The 21,811-nt window shown below is 65.7% G+C and carries 18 protein-coding genes; 6 read left to right on the top strand and 12 right to left on the bottom strand.

What is annotated here, in order from left to right; all coding sequences use genetic code 11:
* Nucleotides 1-843 (bottom strand): cbb3-type cytochrome c oxidase subunit I (locus A9513_RS34270; protein WP_176707304.1); only part of this gene is annotated, 843 nt, incomplete at its 3' end.
* Between the two features lie 113 nt (nucleotides 844-956).
* Here A9513_RS34270 and A9513_RS34265 point away from each other — a divergent pair.
* Together A9513_RS34265 and cprA are read left to right on the top strand one after the other, a co-directional pair.
* Nucleotides 957-1,655, top strand: coding sequence for an alpha/beta family hydrolase (locus A9513_RS34265; RefSeq protein WP_141678575.1), 699 nt, complete (start codon nucleotides 957-959; stop codon nucleotides 1,653-1,655).
* An 89-nt stretch (nucleotides 1,656-1,744) separates the two neighbouring features.
* A complete protein-coding gene (gene cprA / locus A9513_RS34260; RefSeq protein WP_240157970.1) occupies nucleotides 1,745-2,917 on the top strand; it encodes a cationic peptide resistance protein CprA in 1,173 nt (390 codons plus the stop codon).
* Between the two features lie 77 nt (nucleotides 2,918-2,994).
* Here the strand turns inward: cprA and A9513_RS34255 are convergent, their stop codons facing one another.
* Nucleotides 2,995-4,560 (bottom strand): PAS domain-containing methyl-accepting chemotaxis protein, encoded by a 1,566-nt coding sequence (locus A9513_RS34255; RefSeq protein ID WP_024763548.1) that lies wholly within the window; start codon nucleotides 4,558-4,560, stop codon nucleotides 2,995-2,997.
* 195 nt (nucleotides 4,561-4,755) lie between these two features.
* Nucleotides 4,756-7,488: an aconitate hydratase AcnA gene (acnA, locus tag A9513_RS34250; protein WP_065086653.1), complete on the bottom strand. Its 2,733-nt coding sequence runs from the start codon at nucleotides 7,486-7,488 to the stop codon at nucleotides 4,756-4,758.
* A 345-nt stretch (nucleotides 7,489-7,833) separates the two neighbouring features.
* Here acnA and rlmM point away from each other — a divergent pair, with 345 nt between their 5' ends.
* Entirely contained in the window at nucleotides 7,834-8,901 is a 1,068-nt protein-coding gene (gene rlmM / locus A9513_RS34245) for a 23S rRNA (cytidine(2498)-2'-O)-methyltransferase RlmM (protein ID WP_065086652.1), read from the top strand.
* Nucleotides 8,902-9,001: 100 nt separating this feature from the next.
* Nucleotides 9,002-9,880 (top strand): MaoC family dehydratase, encoded by an 879-nt coding sequence (locus A9513_RS34240; protein ID WP_024763545.1) that lies wholly within the window; start codon nucleotides 9,002-9,004, stop codon nucleotides 9,878-9,880.
* 322 nt (nucleotides 9,881-10,202) lie between these two features.
* Here the strand turns inward: A9513_RS34240 and A9513_RS34235 are convergent, their stop codons facing one another.
* A complete protein-coding gene (locus A9513_RS34235; protein ID WP_065086651.1) occupies nucleotides 10,203-11,759 on the bottom strand; it encodes an alpha/beta hydrolase in 1,557 nt (518 codons plus the stop codon).
* 152 nt (nucleotides 11,760-11,911) lie between these two features.
* On the opposite strand from A9513_RS34235, the gene tusA reads away from it, so the two are divergent.
* Nucleotides 11,912-12,151, top strand: coding sequence for a sulfurtransferase TusA (gene tusA, locus A9513_RS34230; protein ID WP_015477744.1), 240 nt, complete (start codon nucleotides 11,912-11,914; stop codon nucleotides 12,149-12,151).
* 226 nt (nucleotides 12,152-12,377) lie between these two features.
* On the opposite strand, the gene A9513_RS34225 is transcribed toward tusA, so the two are convergent.
* The 8 genes from A9513_RS34225 to A9513_RS34190 all read right to left on the bottom strand — a co-directional run bounded on the left by A9513_RS34225 (nucleotide 12,378) and on the right by A9513_RS34190 (nucleotide 21,300).
* The gene (locus tag A9513_RS34225; protein WP_024763543.1) at nucleotides 12,378-13,193 is read right to left on the bottom strand and encodes an ABC transporter permease; all 816 of its coding nucleotides are present in this window, start codon (nucleotides 13,191-13,193) and stop codon (nucleotides 12,378-12,380) included.
* Nucleotides 13,194-13,468: 275 nt separating this feature from the next.
* Entirely contained in the window at nucleotides 13,469-14,305 is an 837-nt protein-coding gene (locus A9513_RS34220; protein WP_065086650.1) for an ABC transporter permease, read from the bottom strand.
* Nucleotides 14,306-14,320: 15 nt separating this feature from the next.
* On the bottom strand, nucleotides 14,321-15,436 hold the full coding sequence (locus A9513_RS34215) for an ABC transporter substrate-binding protein (RefSeq protein WP_024763541.1): 1,116 nt from the start codon (nucleotides 15,434-15,436) through the stop codon (nucleotides 14,321-14,323).
* A 57-nt stretch (nucleotides 15,437-15,493) separates the two neighbouring features.
* The gene (locus A9513_RS34210) at nucleotides 15,494-16,579 is read right to left on the bottom strand and encodes an ABC transporter ATP-binding protein (RefSeq protein WP_065086649.1); all 1,086 of its coding nucleotides are present in this window, start codon (nucleotides 16,577-16,579) and stop codon (nucleotides 15,494-15,496) included.
* A 139-nt stretch (nucleotides 16,580-16,718) separates the two neighbouring features.
* Entirely contained in the window at nucleotides 16,719-17,642 is a 924-nt protein-coding gene (locus A9513_RS34205; RefSeq protein WP_037018793.1) for a LysR substrate-binding domain-containing protein, read from the bottom strand.
* A gap of 518 nt (nucleotides 17,643-18,160) precedes the next feature.
* Complete coding sequence (locus tag A9513_RS34200) at nucleotides 18,161-19,474, bottom strand: FAD-binding oxidoreductase (RefSeq protein ID WP_024763539.1); 1,314 nt, start codon at nucleotides 19,472-19,474, stop codon at nucleotides 18,161-18,163.
* A 97-nt stretch (nucleotides 19,475-19,571) separates the two neighbouring features.
* Nucleotides 19,572-20,936 carry a glutamine synthetase family protein gene (locus A9513_RS34195; protein WP_065086648.1) on the bottom strand — a complete coding sequence of 455 codons (1,365 nt, stop codon included), beginning with the start codon at nucleotides 20,934-20,936 and terminating at the stop codon, nucleotides 19,572-19,574.
* A 175-nt stretch (nucleotides 20,937-21,111) separates the two neighbouring features.
* Complete coding sequence (locus A9513_RS34190; protein ID WP_024763537.1) at nucleotides 21,112-21,300, bottom strand: hypothetical protein; 189 nt, start codon at nucleotides 21,298-21,300, stop codon at nucleotides 21,112-21,114.
* A gap of 232 nt (nucleotides 21,301-21,532) precedes the next feature.
* Between A9513_RS34190 and A9513_RS34185 the strand changes: the two genes are divergently transcribed.
* Nucleotides 21,533-21,802 carry a MoaD/ThiS family protein gene (locus A9513_RS34185; protein ID WP_024763536.1) on the top strand — a complete coding sequence of 90 codons (270 nt, stop codon included), beginning with the start codon at nucleotides 21,533-21,535 and terminating at the stop codon, nucleotides 21,800-21,802.
* The last annotated feature ends 9 nt before the right edge of the window (nucleotides 21,803-21,811 follow it).

The following is a 21,811-nucleotide window of genomic DNA, read 5'->3' as shown; positions in this document are numbered from 1 at the left end:
CGCCAGCAGGATCAGGGACATCACCATGCCCAGCGACTGCGCCCAGTCCGGCAGCGCGGTGTAGTGCAGGTGGTGCGGGCCGGCCCAGATGTAGACGGCGATCAGCGCCCAGAAGTGCACGATGGACAGGCGATAGGAATAGACCGGACGCTCGGCCTGCTTCGGAACGAAGTAGTACATCATCCCCAGGAAGCCCGCGGTCAGGAAGAAGCCCACGGCGTTGTGGCCGTACCACCACTGGATCATCGCGTCGGTGGCGCCCGAGTACAGGGAATAGGACTTGGTCAGGCTGACCGGGATTTCCAGGTTGTTGACCACGTGCAGGATCGCCACGGTCAGGATGAAGGCGCCGAAGAACCAGTTGCCCACGTAGATGTGCTTGGTCTTGCGCTTCATCAGCGTGCCGAAGAAGACGATCGCGTAGGAAACCCAGACGATGGTGATCAAAATGTCGATCGGCCACTCCAGCTCGGCGTACTCCTTGGAAGAGGTGTAACCCAGTGGCAGGGTAATGGCCGCCAACAGGATCACCAGCTGCCAACCCCAGAAGGTGAAGGAAGCGAGCGGACCTGCGAACAGGCGGGTCTGGCAGGTGCGCTGCACCGAGTAGTAGCTGGTGGCGAACAGTGCGCAGCCGCCGAAGGCGAAGATCACCGCATTGGTATGCAGCGGGCGCAGGCGCCCGAAGCTCGTCCACGGTAAGCCGAGGTTAAGGTCCGGCCACACCAATTGAGCGGCGATCAGGACACCGACGGCCATGCCGACGATCCCCCACACCACTGTCATAATGGCGAACTGGCGGACCACCTTATAGTTATAAGCGGTCTGATTGGTTGTGCTCATTTATGGGCTTCCATCCACGGTTATGGGCTATGCCCATCCCGGCAGGTTTTTTACGGCTTACGCCGCCCCTCCCCCTTGGGATAGGTACTAATTCGGAATTAGCGGAGTGAAGGATGGATAAAGGCCCGTCGAGGAATATTGATTCGGATCAATTGCCGCCTGAGACCTCTGTCGCGGGCGCCTGCGGTCCTTTGTCGCTGCTGCGGAACCCGGCACGGCGCGAACTGTCGGCTACGCTGGTTCTGGCCCACGGCGCGGGTGCGCCGATGGACAGCCCGTTCATGGGCGACATCGCCGCGCGGCTGGCCGAACGGGGTATCTCTGTCGTGCGCTTCGAGTTCCCCTATATGGCCATGCGCCGCGAGGACGGCCGGCGGCGTCCGCCCAATCCGCAGAAGCACTTGCTGGAATGCTGGCGGCGGGTATACGCGCAGGTTCGCGCCGAAGCAGCAGGCAAGCTGGCGATTGGCGGCAAATCCATGGGCGGGCGCATGGCCAGCCTGTTGGCGGACGAACTGGGCGCCGACGCGCTGGTCTGCCTGGGCTATCCGTTCTATGCCGCCGGCAAGCCGGAAAAACCGCGCGTGGCCCACCTCGCCGAACTGACGACGCCGACCCTGATCGTCCAGGGCGAACGCGATGCATTGGGCGACCGTGCCACGGTCGAACGCTACGCGTTGTCGCCGGCGATCCAGCTGCACTGGCTGGCGGCGGCCGACCATGATCTCAAGCCACTCAAGGTCTCCGGGCTGACCCATGACCAGCATCTGGAGACTACCGCCGAGCGAATAGCAGAGTTCCTCGCGTCGTAACCGCTCCTTAAGGCAATCCCTTCTATCCTCGCCTCCGCCGGCTTCCAGGAGCCGGCAACCCGCTTCCAGAGGACAGGCCGAAGGCTGCCATGAACACCGAATTTGCCGATCGCATTGCCACCCACGCCCCGCGTTTCACCCCAGGTGTCGCGCACAGTCTGCTGCTGACTGGCGCCACCGGTTTCCTCGGCGGCTCCGTTGCCGCGCACCTGATTGCCGACGGCCAGAACGAGGCGCTGCTGTTTCTGGTGCGTGCCAGAACCCCAGCCCAGGGCCTGGAGCGCCTGCGCGACAACCTGCGGCTGCACTGCGTGCCAGAGGCTGCCCTGGAGCGCCTGCAGGACCACCAGATCCTTTGCGGCGATCTGCTCGACACCGCCTGGATGCAGGGCGAACGCGCACGTCTGATGCGCGTGGAGCAGGTGATCAATTGTGCCGCCGTCGCCTCGTTTTCGAAGAACCCGAGCATCTGGCCGGTGAATGTCGAAGGCACCTTCGCCTTCGCCAGACTGCTCAGCCAGTCCCGCAACCTCAAGCGCTTCCTGCATGTAGGGACGGCCATGTGCTGCGGGCCGCAGCGCGAGTCGCCGGTGCGCGAATCCTGGGACTTCCCCGACAGCGAAGAACAACTGGTGGACTACACCGCCTCCAAGGCCGAGATCGAACGGCGCATGCGCGAAGAACTGCCGCAGTTACCGCTGGTGGTGGCGCGGCCGTCCATCGTGGTCGGGCATCGCGAACTGGGCTGCCGCGCCTCGGGCAGCATCTTCTGGGTGTTCCGCATGGGGTTCGCCCTGGAGAGTTTTACCTGCGGCCTGGACGAGCAGATCGATGTGATCCCGGTGGACTACTGCGCCGAGGCACTGGTCACCCTGGCGCTCAAGCCGCAACTGAGCCACAACCTCTACCACGTCTCCGCCGGACACGGCTCTGCCTGCACCTTCGGCGAAATCGACCAGGCCTACGCCGACGCCCGTGGCGAGACCCCAGTGGGGGACCGCTACCGGAAGGTCAGTTCGGAGGATCTGCGCGAGCTGGCCGGCAGCTTCGAGAGTCGAATCGGCAAGGCCAACCCGCGCCTTGTGCTGCGTGCACTGCGCCTGTACAGCGGCTTCGCCGACCTCAACTACCTGTTCGACAACCAGCGTCTGCTCGACGAAGGCATCGCCGCGCCGCCGCGCTTCACCGACTACGTGGGCGTGTGCGTGCATTCCTCGCGAGATGTCAGCATCCCGGCTCAGATGCAGTGGGACTTCAAGTAGCTGACAGATGCCTCTGCAGGAACGGGCGCGCCAGCGATCTCGCGCCTGGCGCGCTCCGGCAGGGAGCCTGTCAAGGCTCAGCGGTTGAACCGCTCCACCAGCGAGTACTGGCGTTGTGCGGTCTGCGTCAGCTCCTCGCTGAGCAGGGCGGTGCGCTGGGCTTCGCCGGACGTCTGGTCGGCGAGGTTGGCGATGGTGCTGATGTTGCGGTTGATCTCCTCGGCCACGGCGCTCTGTTCTTCCGCGGCGGCGGCGATCTGGGTAGTCATCTCGGTGATGTTCGCCACCGCATCGCTGATGCCCACTAGCGCGTTGTCCGCCTGCAACACGCGGTCCACGCCTTCGTCGGCCTGGCGGCGACCGGACTCCATGGCGCGCACGGCTTCGGTGGCGGTGTTCTGCAGGTTGGCGATCAACTGGTGAATCTGCCCGGTGGACTCGGCGGTGCGCTGGGCCAGCGAACGGACTTCGTCGGCGACCACGGCAAAGCCGCGGCCCATCTCGCCAGCACGGGCTGCCTCGATGGCGGCATTGAGTGCCAGCAGGTTGGTCTGGTCGGCGATGCCCTTGATCACGTCCACCACACCGCCTATCTGCTCGCTGTCGCGGGCCAGCTGACTGACCGCTTCACCGGTTTCACCCACGGAGTTGGAGAGACGCTGCATGGCCTCGCGGGTCTCGGCGGCGATCTGCCGGCCCTCAGTGGTCAGATCGTTGGCCTGGCGGGTGGCATCGGCCGTGCGCTGCACGTTGTCGGCCACTTCCTGGGTGGTAGCGGCCATCTGGTTGACGGCGGTGGCCACCTGCTCGGTCTCCTGACGCTGGCGGTCGAGGCCGGCGGAACTGTGGTGGGCCAGCGAGTCGGCTTCGCGGGCCTGCTCGGTGAGGGTTTCAGCGGTGTCCTGCAGACGAGTCAGACAGGTCTTCAGGCGTGCTTCCTGGCTGAGAATGGACATTTCCAGGCGCGCCTGTGCGCCACGGCTGTCGGTGTACATCTGTGCGATCAGCGGGTCGGAAGTGGTCTGCTCGGCCAGGCGCAGCAGGCGCTTGAGGCCGCGCTGCTGCCAGCCAAGGCCGATGAGGCCGAGCGGGATCGACAGCAGGGCGGCCAGCAGGAAGCCCCAGTGAGAATTCAGCCAGACGCCGATGAGGAAGCCGATCTGGCCGATCAGGATGAACGGCAGCCAGTCCAGCAGCACCGGCAGCCAGCGGTCGCGGGTGGGAATGGCCGACTTTCCGGCATTGATCCGTGCATACAGCGCCTCGGCACGGCGCACCTGTTCGGCGGTGGGTTTCACCCGCACCGACTCGTAACCGACGATCTCGTTGCGCTCATAGATGGGCGTGACGTAGGCGCTGACCCAGTAGTGGTCGCCGTTCTTGCAGCGATTCTTGACGATGCCCATCCACGGGCGGCCCTTTTTCAGGGTGGTCCACATGTGCGCGAACACGGCGGACGGAACGTCCGGGTGGCGCACCAGGTTGTGCGGTGCGCCGACCAGTTCCTCGCGGGAGAATCCGCTGATGGCGGTAAAAGCTTCATTGGCGTAACCGATCACGCCGCGGGCATCGGTGGTGGAGATCAGCCGCTGTTCGGCGGGGAAGGAGCATTCACGCTGGGTGATCGGCTGGTTGTTGCGCATCAGGCTGGGATCTCGGGCAAAGTCGAAAATGGTACGTCTGTCCAGCTTATCGGCCGCCAGATCGAAAATTTGATGGCTGTCACAGAAAAAAGTCAGAAGAGTGACGCCAGGATATGGACGATAGCCTATCGCCACTGGTCACCGAAATGAAACCAAAGAAGGAGGCGGCGGCCTGTTGCAGGCCGCCGCCATGCCTCAGATCAGGCTGCGCAGCACGTAGTGAAGGATGCCGCCGGCCTTGAAGTACTCGACTTCGTTCTGGGTATCGATCCGGCAGAGCACCTCGAAGCTGTCCTGGCTGCCGTCCTCGCGCTGCACCGCGACCTTTAGGTTCATGTGCGGCTTCAGCTCGCCGGACAGGCCGCTGATGCTCAGCACTTCCTTGCCGGTCAGCTTGAGCGCCTTGCGGTCCTCGCCGTCCTTGAACTGCAGCGGCAACACGCCCATGCCCACCAGGTTGGAGCGGTGGATGCGCTCGAAGCTTTCGGCGATCACTGCCTTTACCCCCAGCAGGTTGGTGCCCTTGGCTGCCCAGTCACGGGAGGAGCCGGTGCCGTATTCCTTGCCGGCGACGATCACCAGCGGCGTGCCGTCCTGCTGGTAGCGCATCGCGGCATCGTAGATCGCCAGCTTGTCGCCGGTGGGTACGTAGAGGGTGTTGCCACCTTCCTCGCCACCGAGCATCTCGTTCTTGATGCGGATATTGGCGAAGGTGCCGCGCATCATCACTTCATGGTTCCCACGGCGCGATCCGTAGGAGTTGAAATCGGCGTAGGCCACGCCGTGCTCGCTGAGGTAGCGGCCGGCCGGGCTGTCCTTCTTGATGTTGCCGGCGGGGGAGATGTGGTCGGTGGTTACCGAGTCGCCCAGCACCGCAAGGATGTTGGCGCCTTTGATGTCCTCGACTTTCGGTGGCGCGTCGGCGATGTGCTCGAAGAAGGGCGGATGCTGGATGTAGGTGGAGTCGTTCTGCCAGACGTAGGTCTTGGCGTCCGGCACCTGGATCGCGCGCCATTTCTCATCGCCCTGGAAGACTTCGGCGTATTCCTTGTGGAACATCGCCGTATCGACTTTCTGTACGGCGTCAGCGATTTCCTGCTGGGTTGGCCAGATGTCCTTCAGATAGACCGGCTGACCGTCCTTGCCGGTGCCCAGTGGGTCCCTGGTCAGGTCGGTGCGCACGGTACCGGCCAGGGCGTAGGCGACCACCAGCGGCGGCGAGGCCAGCCAGTTGGTTTTCACCAGCGGATGGACGCGGCCTTCGAAGTTGCGGTTGCCGGAAAGCACCGAGGCGACGGTCAGGTCGGCCTGCTGTACCGCCTTCTCGATGGGCTCCAGCAGCGGCCCCGAGTTGCCGATGCAGGTGGTGCAGCCGTAACCCACTAGGTCGAAGCCCAGTTCGTCCAGGTAGCGGGTCAGGCCGGCGGCGCGGAAGTAGTCGGTCACCACTTTCGAGCCGGGTGCGAGCGAGCTCTTCACCCAGGGCTTGCGCTGCAGGCCTTTCTCCAGCGCCTTCTTCGCCAGCAGGCCGGCGGCCATCATGACGCTGGGATTGGAGGTGTTGGTGCAGGAAGTGATGGCGGCGATTACCACGGCGCCGTTCTTCAGGCGATGGGTCTGGCCGTCGTGCTGGTAATCGGTCTCGCCGGCCGCAATGGAGGCGCCCACGGCCGCACCGCCGCCACCTTCATTGAGCAGGCGACCTTCTTCGCTGGGCACGGGCTTGATCTGCAGGCCGAGGAAGTCATCGAACGCCTGGCCGACATGGCCGAGGGCGACGCGGTCCTGCGGGCGCTTCGGCCCGGCGAGGCTGGCTTCGACTTCGCCCATGTCCAGTTGCAGGCTGTCGGTGAAGACCGGCTCGTGGCCTTTCTCGCGCCACAGGCCCTGGGCCTTGCTGTAGGCCTCCACCAGCTTGACGGCATCGTCCGGGCGGCCGGACAGGCGCAGGTAGCCCAGGGTGATCTCGTCTACCGGGAAGAAACCGCAGGTGGCGCCGTACTCCGGGGCCATGTTGGCGATGGTGGCGCGGTCCGCCAGCGGCAGGTCGGCGAGGCCGTCGCCATAGAATTCGACGAATTTTCCGACAACACCTTTCTTGCGCAGCATCTGGGTGACGGTCAGCACCAGGTCGGTGGCGGTGATGCCTTCCTTCAGCTTGCCGGTGAGCTTGAAGCCGATCACCTCGGGAATCAGCATCGACACTGGCTGGCCGAGCATGGCCGCTTCTGCCTCGATGCCGCCGACGCCCCAGCCGAGCACGCCGAGGCCGTTGATCATGGTGGTGTGCGAATCGGTGCCGACCAGTGTGTCGGGGAAGGCGTAGGTGCGGCCGTCCTCGTCCTTGGTCCACACCGTGCGTCCCAGGTATTCCAGGTTGACCTGGTGGCAGATGCCGGTGCCCGGCGGCACCACGCGGAAGTTGTCGAAGGCGTTCTGGCCCCAGCGCAGGAAGGCGTAGCGCTCGCCGTTGCGCTCCATCTCGATCTCGACGTTCTGCGCGAAGGCTGACTGGCTGGCGAACTTGTCGACCATCACCGAGTGGTCGATGACCAGGTCGACCGGCGACAGCGGGTTGATCTTCTGCGGATCACCGCCGGCCTTGGCCATGGCGTCGCGCATGGCGGCCAGGTCGACCACCGCCGGCACGCCGGTGAAGTCCTGCATCAGCACGCGGGCGGGGCGGTACTGGATCTCGCGCTCGGAGCTGCGGGTCTTCAGCCAGCCGGCCAGGGCTTTGAGGTCATCGCCGGTGACGGTATTGCCGTCCTCCCAGCGCAACAGGTTTTCCAGCAGGACTTTCAGGGACATGGGCAGTTTGCCCAGGTCGCCGAGACTCTTCGCCGCTTCAGGCAGGCTGTAATAGTGATAGGTCTTGCCGGCGACCTCCAGGGTACGCAGGCTGTTCAGGCTATCCACTGCGGGCATGACATTCTCCTCAGGCTTGGATTCTGCTCGTGATCGTCAGGCACGGCTGATGTCGGGTGCGCTAGCGATACTTGGCGAAAGTGCGTTCAACCGAGCTGATCCATCGCAGAAAAAGCGCGATTGGCGGCAAATTTCGCCATGCAGGGCAATCATCGGGCAGTCTTCTGGGCGGTTAGGCCAGAACACTCAAGCTAGACCGTCCGACGGGGTGTTGCCATCTGTTCTGGACCGTTCGCTTGGCGAACGGGTTCAGAACAAATGGCTCTGTCTGTGGGACCATTCCTGTAAATCAGCATGAAACCTTCGTGGGCAGCCTCTATAGTGCGCGGCCGAGGAGACACCCCGATGAATACCCTGTTACTGCACTGCCGGCCGGGCTTCGAGAATGAGGTCTGCGCCGAGCTGTCCGAGCACGCTGCGCGCCTGGACATTCCCGGCTACGCTCGCGCCAAACCGGCTACAGCCTACGCCGAATTTATCTGCATGGATGCCGATGGCGCCGAGCGCCTGATGCGCCAACTGCGCTTCCCCGAGCTGATCTTCCCGCGCCAGTGGGCGCGAGGCACGGGCTTCACCACTCTGCCGGAGCAGGACCGCATTGGTGCGATCCTCGAGGCCCTGGCCGGCTTCCCGCAGTGCGGCAGCCTCTGGCTGGAGGTGTTCGACACCAACGACGGCAAGGAGCTTTCGACCTTCTGCCGCAAGTTCGAGAAGCCCCTGCGCGCGGCCCTGGTGAAAGCCGGCAAGCTCGTGGAAGACCCCAGCCTGCCGCGCCTGCTGCTGACCTTCCGCTCTGGCCGCGAGGCCTTTATCGGCGTGGCCGAGGCACGCAACTGCGCCATGTGGCCGATGGGCATTCCGCGCCTGAAGTTCCCTCGCGAGGCGCCCAGCCGCTCGACGCTCAAGCTGGAAGAAGCCTGGCACCACTTCATCCCCCGCGCCGACTGGGACCGCCGCCTGGCGCCGGACATGCTCGCCGTGGACCTGGGCGCATCGCCCGGCGGCTGGACCTGGCAGCTGGTGAACCGGGAGATGCGCGTGGTCGCCGTGGACAACGGGCCGATGGCGGAGAACCTGATGTACTCCGGGCTGGTCGAGCACCAGCGCGTAGACGGTTACGCCTTCCGCCCGCGCCAGCGCATGGACTGGATGGTCTGCGATATCGTCGAGAAGCCCGCACGCACGGGAGCGATGATCGAGACCTGGATCGGCGAGGGGCTGTGCCGCGAGGCCATCGTCAACCTCAAGCTGCCGATGAAGCAGCGTTATGCCGAGGTGCGGCGCATCCTCGACCGCCTGGAGGAATCCTTCCGCGAGCGTGGGCTGAAAGTGCAGATCGGCTGCAAGCAGCTTTACCACGATCGTGAGGAAGTGACCTGCCACCTGCGCCGCATCGAGAAGGGCGAGCGCTAGCGACTCGGAACGGCTCCGTAGCGCCACCCGACCTTCGGTGGCTTGTCGCGCCGCCCGGCATTGCCCATGCTAGGCGGCGCGAATCCTTGCGGAGACCTTCGTGAAGCGAAAGTTGCCCTCCCTGCTGGGCAGTTACAGCCGTATGCTGCTGCCGCGCCGCGGCCTGGGCCGCGATGAGCGCGTGCCCTACCTGGCAATGGACAGCCGTACCCTGAAATTCGACCTGCGCCACCTGCGCGCCTACCGCCAGCACTTCGGCCTCGACCCGGCGCTGGGCGTGCCGCTGCTCTATCCGCAGGTCATCAGCCTGCCGCTGCACCTGCGCCTGCTCAGCCGATCGCGCATGCCGCTGTCGGTCGTGGGGCTGATCCACCTGCGCAGCCATATCCAGCGCTACCGCATGCTTGATGAGCACGAACCGCTGCAGTTCGACTGCCGCATCCTCACCAGCCGGCGTAGCGAGCTGGGGCTGGAAGTGGATGTGGTCACCGAGGCCTGGCACCACGACATGCTCTATTGGCAGTCGATCACCACCTACCTGCGCCGTGGCGATTTCCTCGATGCCCAGACCGAACCCGACCCGCTGCCGGAGCGCGCCCAGTGGCACACCCTGGAAGCGCCCGTCCACTCCGGCGTGCAGTGGCGCGTGCCGAAGATCGTCGGCTGGCGCTACGCGGGTCTGAGTGGTGACTTCAACCCGCTGCACCTGTCGCGCCTGATGGCCTCGCATTACGGCTTCGGCAAACCCTTCGCCCACGGCATGTGGGGCCTGGCGCGCAGCCTGACCGGCCGCCGCCTGACGGAGAACGTGCGCCTGGATGCACATTTCAAGGCGCCGCTGCCGCTGGGCAGCCAGGTGAAGCAGGTCTATCGCCGCCTCGGCAAGAAGGAGCAGTGGGCGTTGCTGCCCGCCGAAGGCGATGGCCAGCCGATGCTGCTGGCGCAACTGGACGAAGCGCCGGACGGGCCGTTGCGTTAGGCGATTCGCCGGGAAGCGTTGGTGTGGCTCTGTTCGCGAGCAAGGACTGGGTGTCCCCCTCGGCCCTGCAGGTTGGTTCTGACTCGCTCTTTGTAGGAGCGAGCTTGCTCGCGAATCGTGGACTCCACCGAACGCCGATCGGATAGTTCTGCACTTGGCCCGGCCCTCACCCTAACCCTCTTCCAGGGGGAGAGGGGATCATTCGGTGCAGGATGAAAACTCTGCGTCAGCCGGCACGGGAGGCGCCCTCTCCCTCCGGGAGAGGGCTGGGGTGAGGGGAAAACGCGCGCACGGATTGAGTTGGGGCGTGAGGCTGTTGCTTCTACGGGGAACCAGCCATACGAGGTTGCAGCGGCACCAGGCTCGGCAGCTGCACCTCGCCCCGCAACTCTACCGGTGCGATGCGCCAGGAACTGTTGAACAGGTACTGGTCGCTGAAACCGCTCACCAGCAGGCCGACCTCGTCCCCCGGCGCAAGGCTGGCGCTGACGGCGTTGAGGCGCGTGCTGCCCTGGTTCGCCAGGGGTTTCACCTGTTCATCCAGGCGCTGCGTGCGGCCATCGGCGCTGCGGATCGCCAGCGCCGCAAAAACCTGTGCGTCCGGGCGTTCCGCCAGCGGTTGATCCAGGCGCACTTCGGCGCTGCCCAGCAAGGCGCTGGTTTCGCTTACGCGCTGCAAGGGGATGAACGTCGAAGGCTGAACCAGGCCACTCAATGCCGGCCGGATCGCCGTGGCCGGCAGCGCGACGGTTACGCCCGGCGGAGGCAAGTCGTCCAGTGCCACTCCCTGGTCCAGGTCGAGGCTGATGCACAGGTCCGGCACGCCGTCGGCGGCGCCAGGGCGCTTGCGCAGCTTTTCCTCGTACCAGGCGAGGATGCCGGTATAGAGATTGATCGCCCGCGAGCCGCAATGGATCACCGGCTCGTTGTTGAACGGCGGCAATCCGCTCCAGGCTTGCATGGGCGGCGGCAGGATGTGGCCGCCCTGCATGCCGAGCAGGCGCACGTCCGCCGGGCCCTGTTTCAGGCACTGGCGGATCTGCAGGCCCTGGTCCAGCGGGAACAGGGTGTCGCGCAGACCCTGGATCAGCAGGGCGTCGGCGTGGGGCAGGCGGCCGGCCGCGCAGTAGCTGGCGAGGCTGTTGGCGTGCAGCTCGGCCTTTACCGGCTCCGCCATGCGCCCGCCGGTGGTGTGCAGGTAGTCGGCCTGGACGAACTTGCCCAGGTCGTAGCCGGTAGCGAGGCCCAGGCTGACCAGCACGCCGCCCCAGCCGATCTTCAGCTGGCCGTCCGGCGCCAGGGCGTCGGCCAGGTCGTACCAGGTGGCGATGGGCACGATGGCTTCGATGCGCGGGTCTTCCGCCGAGGCCAGCAACTGCACGGCGCCGCCATAGCTTTCGCCGAGCATGCCGACGCGCGGGTCGTTAGGGCCGTCCATGGTCAGTCGTGCCAGGTGCGTGGCGGCCCAGTCGATCACTGCGCTGGCATCCTGGACCTCGAACTGCGGGTTCATCATCTCGATGCGCCCGTCGCTGCCGCCCCAGCCACGCTGGTCGTAGCTGACCACCCAGAAACCGGCCTTCCAGGCGCGCAAGGCGGCGCGGCCGGACATCATGTTCTTGCCGTAGTAACCCTCCGGCCCGGTCACCCGCCAGCCGCCCCAGCCGTGGGTGTGGACGATCAGCGGGGCCGTTTCGCCGGCCTTCAGCGCGGGCTGGAAGACCGTGGCGGAGAGCCGGGTGCCGTCGCGCGCGACGATGACCGCTTCGAACCAGGTGGCCGGCAGGTCCTGGCCGCGGCTGGCGCTGAAGTCCGGAACCTGGTCGCGGGCGGCGCAGCCGGCGAGCAGGGCGAGGCACAGGCAGAGGAGGGCGCGCATCGGGACTCCAGGCAGGTCAGGCAGGTGCGCCAGCATGCCCGGCGCCCGTAGCGCCCACCCCCAACCAAGGTTGGGTGACCCGGACGGACGCGAGGTGACCGCACGGTGCGCTTTGCGCGACAATACGCCATTGGTTTTTCTGGAGTTACCCGATGTCCCAGCCAGTCGATGCGATTCTCGACGCCACCGGCCTGAACTGCCCCGAGCCGGTCATGATGTTGCACAACAAGGTGCGCGACCTGCCGGCCGGCGGGCTGCTCAAGGTGATTGCCACCGACCCTTCCACGCGCCGTGACATTCCCAAGTTCTGCGTCTTCCTCGGCCACGAGCTGGTGGAGCAGCAGGAAGAGGCGGGGACCTACCTGTACTGGATTCGCAAGAAGGCGGAGTGATCGCGCTGCCGATATCCGGACGCGCATGGGAGCGGACTTCGTCCGCGATGTCTTTACGCCGCGCGGTTGTTGCAGGGAGTGGCCGCTGCGCCCGACGTTGAATTTCAGCCGCAGAGTCACCGGCGATAGCGCTTTTCTGTGGGAGTGAGCTTGCTCGCGAAGCGCCCGGCGCCGGAGCTGCCAGGGGATTTGTTCGCGAGCAAGCTCGCTCCCACAGGGAAAGGCTTCAGCTTCCTACCGGGCGTGCGGCAATCTTCTGGGCGATCATCCGCCCGATCAGCGCGACGAAGGTGAGGGCGATCAGCACCACCGAAATCGCCGCTACCGCCGGGTCGATGTTGTCGCGCAGGCCGGACCAGATCTGCCGCGGCAACGTGTTCACCTCGGTACTGGTGACGAACAGGGTCACCGCGATCTCCTCCCAGCTCAGGGCAAAGCACAGCAGCGCCGTGCTCGCCACGCCCAGCTTGAGGTTCGGCAGCACCACCATGAAGGTGGTCTGGCCCAGGCTCGCGCCGAGGTTGCGCGCGGCCAGCTCGATGCGCCGATCCAGCTGGCTGAGCGCCACCAGCATGGTCACCACGCCGTAGGGCACCACCATCACGATGTGGGCGATGGTCAGCCCGAACAGGGTGTCGTAGCCCAGGCCGGGGGCGAACTGGCTGACCTTGGTCTCCATGAAGTACAGGACCATCGCCGAGATCATCGGCGGGATCGCCATGGGCAGCAGCACCAGGCCGATCAGCAGGGTCGCCAGGCGCGAGCGCAGGTACCAGATGCCGAGGCTGAAGCTCACCGCCAGCGCGGTCGCAATGATGCAGGTGGCGGTGGCGACGATCAGGCTCTGGCTGATCGCCGAGAGCCATTCCGGGCTGTCCAGCAGCGCGTGGTAATGCCGCAGCGACCAGTTGCCGTTGGGCATCGACAGGAAACGCTTGCTGGTGAAGGACACCGGGATCACCGCCAGCAGCGGGAAGATCATGAAGATCATCGCCATGGTCGCCAGCAGGCGGCTGGGGGCTTTGGTTTCGTGTGCGTTCATCATGAGGGCCTGTTGTCGTTTCGCGGCGAGCCGCGTTGCCGCGTCAAATTGCGCCAGGCAAGGCGCGGGACGCAGGTAATGGTTATTCCCTTGGCAAGTCCTGCAACGCAGCATGGCGCGATTTGCCGCGCAACCCGGAGGGACGGTGCCCATTTGGCGCAGAGCCGCGTTGCTCGTCGTTCATTTGGATCACCAAACCTCTCTCCTCGCGCCTTGCCCTGCGCCAAATGGGCCTCCGTCGCGGTCGTCGCGAAACGACCACAGGCCCTCGTTCTTCAGCCGACCAGCTTGTCGACGCGGGTCATGCGCAGCAGCGCCCAGATCATCCCGCTCACCAGCGCCAGCAGCACCACCGAAAGCGCCGCGCCCAGGCCCCAGTTGCTGGTCTGGAACATCTGCAGGTAGACGTACTCGGCCACCATCACCGTCTGCCCACCGCCGAGGATCGCCGGGGTGATGAAGAAGCCCAGGCAGAACACGAAGACGATGATGAAGGCGCCAAGGATGCCCGGAACGGTCTGCGGCACGAAGATGCTCCAGAAGGTGCGCATCTGCCCGGCGCCCAGGCCGCGCGCGGCGAGCAGCACGCGCGGGTCGAGGCGGCGCATGGTCGAGACCAGCGGGAACAGCGCGAAGGGCACCATGAAGTGGACCATGCCGATCACCACGCCCAGCTCGTTGCGCGTGAGTTGCAAGGGCTCGCTGGTGATGCCCAGGTATTGCAGCCAGTCGTTGAGCAAACCGTTGCTGCGCAGGGCAATCAGCCAGCCGAAGGCACGCACCAGCACCGACAGCCAGAACGGGATGAACACGCAGATTTCCACCACGCGCTGCCAGAACGGCGGGCTGTAGACCCAGCAGTAGGCCATCAGGTAGGCGATCACCAGGGAGATCACGCTGACCGTGGTGCACAGGCGGAAGGTCCGCCAGAGCACGTCGTGGATCGCCGGGTCCGTCATGATCCGCTGGTACTGCTCGATCCCGGGCTCCGGCAGGGTCACGCTCCAGCCGAGCACGCCGAGGAAGGGCAGTACGTAGAACACGAACAGGACGATCGGCAGCGGCAGCAGCAGGGCGCCCAGCTTGAGCCGCGAGGGGGCGTTATCGGCCATGACCTGCGCTCCGCGTCACTTGGAAATGTGGGTCAGGTACTGCTCCAGGGTTGCCCCGTAGTGGTCGGTGTACCACTCGTGGCTGAGCATGATCTGCTTGGGCAGGTTCGCCGGGTCCGTGCAGTTGAGGTGCTTGCGGTCGTCAGGGATCAACGCGGCGGCGGCGGGGTTGGCCGGGCCGTTGCCGAACATCTTGAACAGTTCGACCTGGGTCTGCGGGTCCTGGGCGTAGGCAATGAACTTCATCGCCGCCTCGGTGCCGGCCGGGTTGCCCTTGAGCACGCCCCAGTTGCTGCAGCCCAGCAGGGCGTTGTCGAAGGTCCACTTGATGCGGCCTTCGCTGTCGTCGGTGATGACCTGAGCGCGGGTGTTCCAGATCGCGCCCATGGACACTTCGCCCTCGATCAGCAGCTGCTGGGTTTCCGCCCCCGAGCCCCAGAAGGACAGCACATGGGGCTTGAGCTCCTCGATCTTCTTCAGGGCACGCGGCACGTCCAGCGGGTAGAGCTTGTCCGGGGTCACGCCGTCGGCCAGCAGCGCGGCCTCCAGCATGCCGTTCATCCACTTGTAGAGGGTGCGCTTGCCGGGGAAGGTCTTCACGTCCCAGAAGTCAGCCCAGGTCTTGGGTGCCTTGTCGCCGAAACGCTCGCTGTCGTAGGCGATCACGTAGCTGAGCATGTAGTCGGCGATGCCGTACTCGTAGGCGAAGCCGGGCAGCACCTTGTCCTTGGACACGACGTTGTAGTCGATCGGCTGCACCAGGCCTTCCTTGCCGAGTATCTGCAGGACCGAGCTCTCCGCGTCGACCACGTCCCAGCTCACCCGGCCGCTGGACAGCTGGGTGCGGATGGCGCCCTCGGTAGGGCCGCTGCCGTCGATCTTGGTGGGGATGCCGGTGGCTTTGGAGAAGCCCTCGGTCCAGGCCTTGCCGAATGCCTTGATCGCGTCGCCGCCCCAGTTCACCACCACCAGCGGCTTGTCGCCGGCGGCGAAGCTCACGCCGCTGCGCAGGGCCAGCGGCAGGGCGGCCATCAGGCCCATGCCCTTGAGGAAGGTGCGGCGGTCGATCTGCCCGCGGCGGGTCTTTTCGATGAGGACTTCGATGCAGTCTTGCTGGTGAGGATTGAACATGGGTGCAGCTCCCGATTAGGTGGGATGGCGAATTAGGGGACGAACGCGTGCGGCGGCTCAGGCCAGCAGCAGGCTTTTCTCGATGGGCCAGCTCAGCCAGACCTTCGAACCGTGCTCCAGGCGCGAGGCCTGATGGTCGGCGTGCACGGCCAGGCTCATCGGCAACTTGCCTTCGGTGCCCGCACCCAGGCACAGCTCGGTGCTGGCGCCCTGGTAGGTCTTGGCGGTCAGCACGGCCTGCACCACGTTGTGGCCGTTCACCTCTGGCGGTGCGCTGTGCAGCTGCATGTGCTCCGGGCGTACCGCCAGCAGCGGCGCGTCGGCCTGCAGGGCGGGGGAGTAGCTGGCGCGCAGTTCGGCCTCACCGAAGCGTCCGCAGGCCAGCTCGCCGGCGCGGCCCACCTGGCTGAGCGGGAAGAGGTTCATCTTGCCGAGGAACTCGGCGACGAAGCGGTTGTTCGGCTGGTTGTAGATGATTTCCGGAGCATCGACCTGGGCCAGTTGGCCACGGTTGAAGATGGCGATGCGGGTGGACAGCGCGAGAGCTTCGTTCTGGTCGTGGGTGACGAAGACGAAGGTGGTACCGACCTGGCGGTGGATGCGTTGCAGTTCGGCCTGCAGTTGCTCGCGCAGGTTCTTGTCGAGGGCGGAGAGCGGTTCGTCGAGCAGCAGCATGTCTGGTTCGAAGACCAGGGCGCGGGCGATGGCCACGCGTTGCTGCTGGCCGCCGGAGAGCTCGCCGGGGCGCTTGCCCAGGTGTTCGCCGAGGCCGACCACTTCGAGCATGTGGCGCACGCGGCGGTTGCGTTCCTCAGCCTTCACGCCGCGGATCTTCAGCGGGAAGGCGACGTTGTCCTCGATGCTCATGTGCGGGAACAGGGCGTAGCCCTGGAAGACCATGCCGAAGTTGCGCTTCTCGGCAGGGCGCTTGGTGATGTCGGCTCCGCCTTCCTCCAGACGACCGCGGGATGGGTCCTGGAAGCCGGCGAGGATCATCAGGAAGGTGGTCTTGCCGGAGCCCGACGGGCCGAGGAGAGTGAGGAACTCACCCTGCTGGACGTCGATGTTCACGCCATCCAGCGCGTTGAAACTTCCGTAGCTCTTGCCGATGCCGATGGCACGGAGTTGGGGCTGTCGCTCCACTGCACTTACCTCGATTTCTTGTTCTTGTTCGAGCAGCCGCCGGGTGAGGATCAGGTAAAAATCAGCGGCCTTTTTTTAACGCAGTATTGTCAAATCTCTCTTCGCTTCAATCGCGTTTTTTTGCCCTCATTGTTCGAAATCACTCACCAATCAGCGCATGGCGCGCATTCTGACGGAACTGCTCGGACATCCGCAGCTCGGCCTTCATCCACGCCTTGAAGGCCCGTACGTCGGGGCGTTCGGACTTGGCCGGGTCGGTGACGAAGTAGTAGCGGTTGGGCGGCTCGATGGCGACGTTGAACAGGCGCACCAACTGCCCCTTGGCCATGGCGTCGCCGCTGACCAGCGCATCGCCCATGGCCACGCCTTGCCCGGCGATGGCCGCCGACTGCACCAGGTGCGCGTCGGAGAAGACGATGCCGTTGCGCACATTGAGGTTCTTCACCCCGGCGGCGGCGGTCCACAGCAGCCAGTCGGAGTGATCGACCATGTGCAGGAACGGCAGGCTGGCCAGGTCTTCCGGCGAGTCGAGGCCGCCGACGGAGTTGATCAGCGACGGGCTGCACACCGGGAAGGTGTCCAGGGTGGCGATCAGGTCCACGTGCAGGTCCTGCCAGTCGCCCACGCCGTAGGCGATGAACAGGTCGACGTCACGGTCGCTGACATCGTCGGGGACGCGGGGCGAGACCAGGTTCAGCTCCACCTGCGGGTGGGCGCGCTGGAACTTGCCGATCTGGTGGCACAGCCAGTAGGTGGCAAAGCCCGGCGTGCAGCTCACGCACAGGCGGCCGGAGACCTCCTCGGCGTTGGCGAAGCGCCGCGCCTCGTTGAGGATCGCCAGGGCGCGCTGGGTTTCGCGGGCGAAGCATTCGCCGTGGTAGGTCAGCGCAATGCCGCGGCCAACCCGTTCGGTGAGCGGGATGCCCAGGCAGTCTTCGAGGCTGTGCAACTGGTGGCTGACGGCGCTGCGGGTCAGGCTCAGCTCGCTGGCCGCGCCGGACAGGCTGCCCAGGCGGGCGACGGCGTCCAGCACGCGCAGGGCGGTCATCGAGGGGAAACGCATGGCTCACTCCAAGTGCGCGAAGTGGAACCTTTATCCCTGAGCGGGGCGGTGGTGTCGAGTGGCTGCGGGTACGGGCGGAGAGGGTGGGTGTTGCGGCGCGTTTCGCGCACCCCAGGAGCGCCGGAGCCAGACCGTAGGGCGAGTAACCTGGAACAGGTTATCCGCCGCTGCTCCTTCGGCGGATAACGCTGGCGCGTTATTCGCCCTACAAAACTCGCGAACGGGTTTCGCGGCGGGGCGGGTTCGCGAGCAAGCTCGCTCCTACAAAGAGCCGTTCGCGCGCAACGGCAACCCCGGTCTTGCCGCTCCTACGGGATGACCTCGGCGCAGGGGCCGCCCTCACCCTAACCCTCTCCCAGAGGGAGAGGGGACCGTTCGGCGCAGGATGAAACCATGGCCTCAGCCGGCACAATCTGCCCCCTCTCCCTAAGGGAGAGGGCTGGGGTGAGGGGGAATCACAGGCGCGGACTGACCTGAAGAAGACAGTTGCTCCTACAGCTCGACTTCTGATCTGGCCGTTAGCGCAGCTTTTCCATCATCTGGTAGTACCACATGCCCGCCGCCAGCATCGGGTTGCCGAACACGTCGCCCATGGGCACGCGGATGTGCTTGCACTGGGCGAAGGTGTCGAACTTCTCCAGGTCGCCGGTCATCGCCGTGGCCATGATCTCGCCCATGATGTGGGTGGTCGCCACGCCGTGGCCGGAGTAGCCCTGGCAGTACCAGACGTTCTCCGACAGCTTGCCCAGCTGCGGGATGCGGTTCATCACGATGCCCATGGCGCAGCTCCACTGGAACTCGATGTCCACGCCCTTGAGCGCCGGGAAGGTGCGCTCGATGCACGGGCGCAGTTCGCCGGCGATGTCGCGGGAGTCGCGGCCCGAGTAGTTGGCGCCGCCGCCGAACAGCAGGCGGCCGTCGCCGGTCATGCGGTAGTAGTCGAGCACGAAGCGGCAGTCGTAGACGGCCAGGTCCTGCGGGTTGATGCGCTTGGCCAGTTCGCCCAGCGGCTTGGTGGTGACGATGCCGCCCATGGCCGGGAAGATCATGCCCTTGAGTTGCTTGCGCTCGAGCTTGTGGTAGACGTCGCCGGCCAGCATCACCTGCGCGGCGTTGATCCGTCCGCCCGAGGTGACCACCGCCGGGCGCGGGCCGTGGATGATGTCCAGCACTTCGGAGTGCTCGAAGATCAGCGCGCCCAGGCTGGCGGCGGCCTTGGCCTCGCCGATGCACAGGTTGAGCGGGTGCAGGTGCATGTTGCGGGTGTTCTTGATCGCGCCGCAGTAGAGGTCGCTTTCCAGGTGCGCGCGCACACCGGCGCCGTCCAGCAGGCTGATCTCGTCGCCCATGCCACGGCGCTTGGCGTCATCGAAGGTGGCCTTCAGTTCGTCCATGTGCGACGGCTTCATCGCCGCGTGCAGGTGGCCGAACTTCAGGTCGCACTGGATGCCGTATTTCTCCACGCGGCTCTTGATGATCTCGTGGCCGCGCCAGCGCAGGTGCCAGATGAAGTCGTCGACGTCGTCGCCCAGCCACTGGCGCATCTGTTTTTCCATGGCGGAGTCGCCGGAGAGGCTGCCGGTGACCTGCCCGCCGTTGCGCCCGCTGGCGCCCCAGCCGACCTTGTTGGTCTCGACGATGGCGACCTTGTAGCCACGCTCGGCCAGCTCCACGGCAGTAGCAACACCGGTGAAGCCGCCGCCGATGATGGCGATGTCGACGTTCACCTCGCCCTGCAGCGTGGGGTAGCGGGTCTCTTCGTTGAGGCTCGCGGAATAATAGGACTTCGCGCGCTCGGGGGCGGGAGTGGCGGGGTTCAGTGCAGCGTTCATTTTTGTGTTTCCCTTGTTGTTCCTTTCCCTCTTCCTAGCCCTCTCCCTTCAGGGAGAGGGCTGGGGAGAGGGGCTTGCAAGCAGTTGCACGATGCTTTCACGCCTGCGTCAGATACCAGCGCCAGTCCTGCTCGCCGACCTCGCCCATGAACTGGCGGTACTCGGCCTGCTTGACCTTCAGGTAGACGCCGAGGAATTCGTGCCCCAGCGCGTCACGCGCCCAGCTGGAGCGTTCCAGCGCGCGCAGCGAGGTGAGCCAGTCGGTGGGCAGCAGTTCCTTGGCCTGGGCGTAGCCGTTGCCTTCCACCGGCGCACCCGGATCGATCGCCTCGCGAATGCCGCGGTGAATACCCGCGAGGATCGCGGCGGCAGCCAGGTACGGGTTGGCGTCGGCGCCGCAGATGCGGTGCTCGACGTGCCGGGTGTAGGCCGGGCCGCCGGGCACGCGCAGGCTGACGGTGCGGTTATCGCAGCCCCAGGTCGGCGCCAGCGGTGCGTAGCTGTTGGCCTGGAAGCGGCGGTAGGAGTTGGCGTTGGGGCAGAACAGCAGCAGCGAGTCGAGGAGGCTTTTCAGCATGCCGCCCACGGACTGGCGCAGCAGCGGAGTGCCGGCGGGGTCTTCGCTGGCGAACAGGTTGTTGCCCTCGGCGTCGGCCAGGGACACGTGCATGTGCATGCCGGTGCCGGCGAGGTCGTCGAACGGCTTGGCCATGAAGCAGGCCTGCATGCCGTGCTTGTGCGCCACGCCTTTCACCAGGCGCTTGTAGCGCACGGCCTGGTCCATGGCGACCAGCGCATCGCCGTGCTCCAGGGTGATCTCCACCTGGCCCGGCGCGTATTCGGAAATCGCCGTGCGGGCCGGAATGCCCTGGGCCTTGCACGCGGCATAGAGGTCGGCTAGGAACGGCTCGATCTGCTCCAGCTCACGCAGGCCATAAACCTGCGTGGCGCGCGGGCGACCGCCGTCGGCGTCCAGCGCCGGTTGCGGGCGGCCATTGGCATCGCGCTTGGCGTCCAGCAGGTAGAACTCCAGCTCGCAGGCCATCACCGGGTGGAAGCCATCGGCCTTGAGGCCGTCGATCACGCGCAGCAGCACGTGGCGCGGATCGGCGATGTCCGCCGGCTTGCCTTCCTCGGGGTGCATGCTGACCTGCACCGCCGCCGTGGGAATCTGTCGCCAGGGCAGGCGCACCAGGCTGCCGGCCAACGGGTAGGCGCGGCAGTCGATGTCGCCCACGTCCCAGACCAGCCCGGAATCCTCCACGTCCTCGCCGTGCACGGTGAGACCGAGGATGGTGCTGGGCAGCGGCCGGCCGGACTGGTACACGGCGAGCAGTTCCTCGCGGTGCAGCAGCTTGCCGCGCGGCACGCCGTTGGCGTCGAGGATGAACAGCTCGACCATCTCGATATCGGGGTTCTGGGCCAGGAAATACTGGGCTTCTTGCACGGAGGCGAAATTCATGGGGCTCTCGTTAGCATCCACGCGGATGCGCTGACGACCTGCAGGCCAGGGCCGCGCCGACGGGCGCAGGATTGAAGGCAGGCAAGCGATACAACGGGCTACGTCTTGTTCGAGAACGGCGTATGGCCAGTCCTGAGCGTAGTTCCGTCGAGTGAATCCGGGCGATGACGCCCGATCAGCGAGAGGTGCTGTCCGGTGGACGGGCGTGGCGGCAGTGCCAGAGCGCCCAGAAGGCCAGTTCAAGAGGCAGGGTCAGCGGTTGCAGTTCGAGCCAGCGGGCATGTTTGCGCGGCAGGCGGACAGCGCTGCCGGCCTTGCGGGCGGCGACGGGTTCCAGCGATGCGGGCGAAACGAGCAGATGCATGTCGAAGGTTATGGCTGACGATTCCCGGAGACTCGCACGGCGGATGGGTTTGTTAAATGTGATTTTCACGACGTTTGGTTTCGTTTTATCGAAACTGAATGCCGGGGAAGGACCGCTACGAAGGCCGTTCCAGAGCCTCTCCGGTGGCCATGGCGCATCCCGTCGAAGCGCTCGGAACACCCGCCACACCTGCCCTAGACTGGTGCAGTCAGCGCCCGTTGCGAGTTCGCCCATGTGCCGTATCGCCTTCGCCCCGTCGATCCAGCGTCACGTTCCCATCGCTGAGCGCGAGCTGACGGCGGACACCTTGTCCGGCGCGTTGGAAACGGTGTTCGCCGAGGCGCCGAAGCTGCGCGGCTACCTGCTGGATGACCAGGGCGGATTGCGCCGGCACCTGACGATTTTCATTGATGGGCTGCGCCTGCGGGACCGCGCCCGCCTCAGCGATGCGCTGGCGGCGGACAGCGAGGTCTACGTGGTGCAGGCCTTGAGCGGTGGATGAGAACCGGCG

The sequence above is a fragment of the Pseudomonas sp. AU12215 genome, assembly GCF_001675465.2.
Lineage (GTDB): Bacteria > Pseudomonadota > Gammaproteobacteria > Pseudomonadales > Pseudomonadaceae > Pseudomonas > Pseudomonas nitroreducens.
This window is presented reverse-complemented; position numbering and strand designations above follow the sequence as displayed.